Source organism: Streptomyces sp. NPDC056948, from assembly GCF_042674225.1.
GTDB lineage: Bacteria > Actinomycetota > Actinomycetes > Streptomycetales > Streptomycetaceae > Streptomyces > Streptomyces purpurascens.
The window spans coordinates 1-5332 of record NZ_JBHUQX010000536.1 but is presented as its reverse complement, the minus strand read 5'-3'; the positions used below and the strand labels follow the sequence as shown (position 1 = coordinate 5332).

The window sequence follows — 5332 nt, the reverse complement described above, 5'->3', positions numbered from 1 at the left end:
CCCGATCCCCGGGTCCGGCCTTCGGTGTGTGCGGCCGTCGATCGCCTCAAGGGATCGACAGGGGGCGGCAGTTGGGACACAGTGATCCCGTCGTGAGTGCAAGCGCTTTCTGAAGGAGCTGTGTCCCGTGCCGACCACCCGCAGAACGTTCGGAGCCCTGGCGGCCGGAGCCGCGCTGGCGGCCCTCGCCCCGACGGGGAGCGCGAACGCCGCGCCCCGGCACCGCCGCCTCATCGCCCACGACGACTTCCGCCACGGCCTCGCCCAGTGGGCGACCGAACTCCAGGACGGCGGCACCGTCACCGCCTCCCGCGGCGTCCTGGACATCGATGTGCCGAGCGGGGCGACCGTCTGGTTCAGGCGGCGCCTCGAAGGGCCCTACGTCCTCGAGTACACCGCCACGCCCGTCTCCGAGGGCGGGGGCAACGACCGGGTCTCGGACCTCAACAACTTCTGGAACGCGACCGACGTCCGCTCCCCGGACGACCTCTTCGCGACGCCGCGCGGCGGGGCGCTGGAGGAGTACGACCACCTGACGACGTACTACGCCGGGTACGGCGCCAACTACAACACCACGACCCGGCTGCGGCGTTACGTGGGCCAGGCCGGTGTGCGTCCTCTGATCCACGACTACACCGAGCCGCTGCTGGTCCCGGGCGAGCCGAACCGGGTCCGGATCGTCTCCGACGGGTCGACGGTGCGCTGGTGGAACAACGGGCGGCTCGTCTTCGACTACACCGACCCGCAGCCGTACACGAGCGGGCACTTCGCCTTCCGGACCGTGTGGAGCCACTTCCGGATCACGGGCTTCCGGGTCTGGCGACTGAACCCGCAACGTCCGTGACGGGCGGCCTATTCCGGAGTTGGCGAACACTTTGGGAGTGGCTTATCTCACCGCTCGTCAACCCCTTCCTACGGTCGCGTAGGTCACATTCAAGGGTGAATCATGAGCGGCTGTGGCAGACGATTCGAAGAGTGACAGCAGAGCAGTGATCGGGTCGTACGTGTCGGTGGGGGACAGCTTCACCGAGGGCGTCGGCGATCCCGGCCCCGACGGGGCGTTCGTCGGCTGGGCCGACCGGTTCGCCGTCCTGCTCGCCGACCGCAGGCCCGAAGGCGACTTCCAGTACACCAACCTCGCCGTACGCGGAAAACTCCTCGACCAGATCGTGGCGAACCAGCTCCCGCGGGCCGTCGACATGGCCCCGGACCTCGTCTCGTTCTGCGCCGGGGGCAACGACATCATCCGGCCCGGCACCGACCCGGACGAGGTGGCCGAGCGGTTCGAACAGGCCATCGCCCGACTGGCCGCGGTGGCCGGCACGGTGATGGTGACGACCGGGTTCGACACCCGTCGCATGCCCGTGCTCAAGCATCTGCGCGGCAAGATCGCCACGTACAACGGGCATGTCCGGGCCGTCGCCGACCGGTACGGCTGCCCGGTGCTCGACCTGTGGTCCCTGCGCAGTGTCCAGGACCGCCGGGCCTGGGACGCCGACCGGCTGCACCTGTCGCCCGACGGGCACACGCGCGTGGCGCTCCGGGCGGGGCAGGTGCTCGGCCTCGAGGTGCCGGCCGACCCCGAGCAGGAGTGGCCTCCGCTGCCGCCCCGCGGCACCCTCGACATCCGGCGGGACGACGTCCACTGGGCGCGCGAGTTCCTGGTGCCGTGGATCGGGCGCCGGTTGCGCGGGGAGTCGTCGGGGGACCATGTGACGGCCAAGGGGGCGCTGTCGCCGGAGGACATCAGGATGCGGATCGGTTCGGTGGCGTGAGGGTGCGGTTTCGGTGGGGGTGCGCGTCTGCGCCCTACGCCGGGTGGTGGGTCGGGGACGCGCCGGGGGGTGTCCGTCCTCGGAACGGCGCGATGGGGTCTCACGCCGACTGACTGTCCGTTGACGCGCCAACCGCTGCGGGCGGACACCCCCCGACACGTCCCCTTCTGTGATCCGGTGGGTGCGGGCGCGTCGTGGCTCACGCCATCCGCCTCAGCGGCGCCCCGTTCCGCCGGGCTGCGGATCCACCCGGCCCCAGCACCGACGCCGGGTGGCTCATGGCACGGGTGCTGCTTCCAAGCCCAGTTCGCGGGACAGCGCGTCCTCCACCCACTCCTGCGCCCGCGCCCGCGGCACCGCGCCCTCGTAGGACGTGAGCTGGACGGCGAGCCCGTCGAGCAGGGCGGTGAGGCGCAGGGCCGTGCCGTGCGGGTCGGGGCAGTGGAACTCGCCGGCCGCCACGCCCTCCGCGATGACCTCGGCGATGGCCGCCTTCCACTGCCGGTCGAGGTCCTGGGCGACCTCCCGCAGCGCGGGCTCGCGCAGTGCCGCCGCCCAGCCCTCGATCCACAGCCGCCAGCCCTTGGCCTGGCCCGTCGGGGCGTACCACCGTACGGCCGACCGCAGCCGGCGCAGCGCCGACGTACGGCGGCCCAGCAGCTTGCTCAGATGCGCGAGGTCGCCCTCCGCCGCGTGCCGGAACGCGGCGGCCACGAGCTGTTCCTTCGTCGAGAAGTGATAGAGGACCAGCGCGTTGCTCACACCGAGCACCGAGGCGACGTCCGCGATTCTGACCGCCGTCACGCCCCGGGCCTCGATCTGCTCGACGGCGGCCCGCAGCAGATCACCGCGCCGTTCCGCCACGCTCAACCGGACTCTCGTCACGCCGTCACCCTACACACGCGCGTGCACCCTCTTGACGTGTGGATTCGGCCGCTCCGGCAGGGGTCGCGTGGCCGGTTCGCCGTCCGTCACCGGTACCAGCCGAAGCGCTCCGCGATCACCGGCAGCCGGTCCGCCGCGATCGCGTGGGCGGCTGCTCGCGGCGTCGTCCCGTCGGCCTGCGCGCGGGTCAGCATCCGCTCGACCAGGGCCCGCATCGAGCCGCGGGTGTGGGCGAACGCTTCCTCCGCGTCGGCGCCGATGTCCCCGAAGAGCGTCCACCACCACCAGGCGTTCGTCCCGGAGTTGACCACCACGTCCGGCAGCACCGTCACCCCGCGCGCGGCCAGCAGCAGCTCCGCCTCCGGTCGTACGGGCATGTTGGCCGCCTCGACGACCCAGCGCGCGGTGATCCGCTCCTGGTTCCCGGAGTCGATCGCGTACGAGACGGCCGCGGGGACCAGGACGTCCGTGGCGGCCGACAGCCACGCGTCGCCGGGCAGGTCGCGGTCGCCGGGCCGCAGCGCGGAGCGGTCCACGGTGCCGTGGGTGTCCCGCGCGGCGAGCAGCGCCTCGACGTCCAGGCCCGCCGGGTTGGCGATCGTGCCCTTGAGATCGGCGACGGCTACGACCGTGAGCCCCGCGCGCGTGAGGAAGCGGGCGGTGGCCCCGCCCATCGTGCCCAGTCCCTGGAGGGCGACCCGCGTCCCCGCGTACGGCACCCCGGCCCGGTCCAGGGCCGTGAGGGCCGCCTCGGCCACACCGCAGCCGCCGGCCAGCTCGTCGAGACCGAGGCCGTCCACCTCGACCGCGAACGCCTCCCCGAGCCGCCGCCGCGCCTCGGCCTCGTCGTCCAGCAGCGGATACACGGCCTGTATGGAGGAGACCAGCCCCGCCTCGGCTGCGGCCCGGTCCACCAGGTCCTGGGTGAGCCCGAGGTCCTCGCCCGTCGTCCAGCAGCTCTCGATGTACGGCCGCATCGCGCGCAGGTAGCGGACGAGCAGGGGGTACGCCTCCGGGTCCCGGGGGTCGCAGTCGATGCCGCCCTTCGCGCCGCCGAGCGGGACGTAGCGGCTCTCGGGGTCGTAGTGCAGGGCCTCCTTCATGGTCATCCCGCGGGCCAGGCCGGTGACCTCCTCCAGAGTGCAGCCCGCGCGCATCCGCAGACCGCCGCTCGCCACACCGCGCACCAGCCGGTCGACGACCAGAAAGCCCTGGTGACCGGTGAGGTGGTCGGTCCAGGTGAGGGACAGCAGAGGGCTGGCCATACGGGCTCCTTCGCCGGGGTTGCTGAAGGGATTACTGAATCATCGGTCAGTATCACCCTCGGAGGGACCCCTGTGCCCCGGTGTTGTCGGAGGGGCCGACCATAATGGAAAGCCTGACCGACTCCACCTGGAGGTACCGTGGCCGGTTTCCGTCCCCTGAGCACCGGGCTCCGCACGCTGCGGCCCGGGGTGTTCGGCGCGGATCCGCGCGGTGAGCGCATGGCGCGCATCCGCAGATCACCCCACTTCAAGGACGGGGTGTTCCAGAACCCCGGCGGCCCCGCGCGGACCCGGCCCTCGGGCTCCACCCTGGACTTCGCGAAGGTCTTCTTCGACAAGGAGACCCGGCCCCGCCGTAGCCCGAAGGGCACGGTGCCGGTGCACTCCACCACCCTCGCCGACATCGCCCGGCCCCCGGCCACAGGGCTGCGGCTGACCTGGATGGGGCACTCCAGCGTGCTCGCGGAGATCGACGGCCGGCGGGTCCTGTTCGACCCGGTGTGGGGTGAGCGCTGCTCCCCGTTCCCCTTCGCCGGGCCCAAGCGGCTGCACCCGGTGCCCCTGCCGCTGGCCGCGCTCGGCCCGGTCGACGTGGTGGTCATCTCGCACGACCACTACGACCACCTGGACATGCCCACCGTCAAGGCCCTGGCCGGCACGGACACGCAGTTCGCCGTGCCCCTAGGCGTCGGCGCGCACCTGGAGCACTGGGGAGTTTCCGCCGACCGGCTGCGCGAACTGGACTGGCACGAGACCACGAAGATCGGCGGCCTCGCCCTGACCGCCACCCCGGCCCGGCACTTCTGCGGCCGGGGTCTGCGCAACACCCAGCACACCCTGTGGGCCTCCTGGGTCGTCGCCGGGGAGGAGCACCGGATCTACCACAGCGGCGACACCGGCTACTTCGACGGCTTCAAGGAGATCGGCGCCGAGCACGGACCGTTCGACGCCACGATGATCCAGATCGGCGCGTACTCCGACTTCTGGCCGGACATCCACATGACTCCCGAGGAGGGCATGCGCGCCCACCTCGACCTCCAGGGCGGCCCGGAGCACGGCCCGATGCTGCCGATCCACTGGGCCACCTTCAACCTGGCGACACACCCGTGGGCGGACCCCGGCGAGGGGACGGTCGCGGCCGGCCGCGCGGTGGGCGCCGGGGTCGCCCTGCCCCGCCCCGGCGAGCCCTTCGAGCCCACGGCCGCCAGCGTGCCGTCCGAGCCGTGGTGGCGTGGGGTCGCGCTCGCCCCGGCGGGTGGATTTCCGGCCGGGGAGGCCCTCGCCGACGCCACGATCAAGACCGCGCCGGACGCGGCAGCCGTGGCCCAGGCCGATACGGTGAGTGACGGCCGGGGTGGGTCGGCCAAGGGCACCGAGGACCCCGAAACGCTCCCGGCGGGCTGACGG

The 5332-nt window shown here is 72.7% G+C and carries 5 protein-coding genes; 3 read left to right on the top strand and 2 right to left on the bottom strand.

The window, feature by feature from the left end; all coding sequences use genetic code 11:
- Positions 1–127: 127 nt before the first annotated feature.
- Entirely contained in the window at positions 128–844 is a 717-nt protein-coding gene (locus ACFTZL_RS40435; protein ID WP_382594216.1) for a DUF6250 domain-containing protein, read from the top strand.
- Positions 845–989: 145 nt separating this feature from the next.
- Positions 990–1775, top strand: coding sequence for an SGNH/GDSL hydrolase family protein (locus ACFTZL_RS40430; protein WP_382594219.1), 786 nt, complete (start codon positions 990–992; stop codon positions 1773–1775).
- Positions 1776–2051: 276 nt separating this feature from the next.
- Here ACFTZL_RS40430 and ACFTZL_RS40425 read toward each other — a convergent pair whose 3' ends face one another.
- Both ACFTZL_RS40425 and ACFTZL_RS40420 read right to left on the bottom strand, forming a co-directional pair.
- Positions 2052–2660 carry a TetR/AcrR family transcriptional regulator gene (locus ACFTZL_RS40425; protein WP_382594213.1) on the bottom strand — a complete coding sequence of 203 codons (609 nt, stop codon included), beginning with the start codon at positions 2658–2660 and terminating at the stop codon, positions 2052–2054.
- Between the two features lie 86 nt (positions 2661–2746).
- Positions 2747–3925, bottom strand: coding sequence for a Glu/Leu/Phe/Val dehydrogenase dimerization domain-containing protein (locus ACFTZL_RS40420; RefSeq protein ID WP_382594210.1), 1179 nt, complete (start codon positions 3923–3925; stop codon positions 2747–2749).
- Positions 3926–4063: 138 nt separating this feature from the next.
- Between ACFTZL_RS40420 and ACFTZL_RS40415 the strand changes: the two genes are divergently transcribed.
- Positions 4064–5329 (top strand): MBL fold metallo-hydrolase, encoded by a 1266-nt coding sequence (locus tag ACFTZL_RS40415; RefSeq protein WP_382594207.1) that lies wholly within the window; start codon positions 4064–4066, stop codon positions 5327–5329.
- Positions 5330–5332: the final 3 nt, after the last annotated feature.

Bases quoted from the DNA above. Each gene is read 5' to 3' on its own strand.
- ACFTZL_RS40420 (WP_382594210.1), bottom strand. From the start codon at position 3,925: ATGGCCAGCCCTCTGCTGTCCCTCACCTGGACCGACCACCTCACCGGT.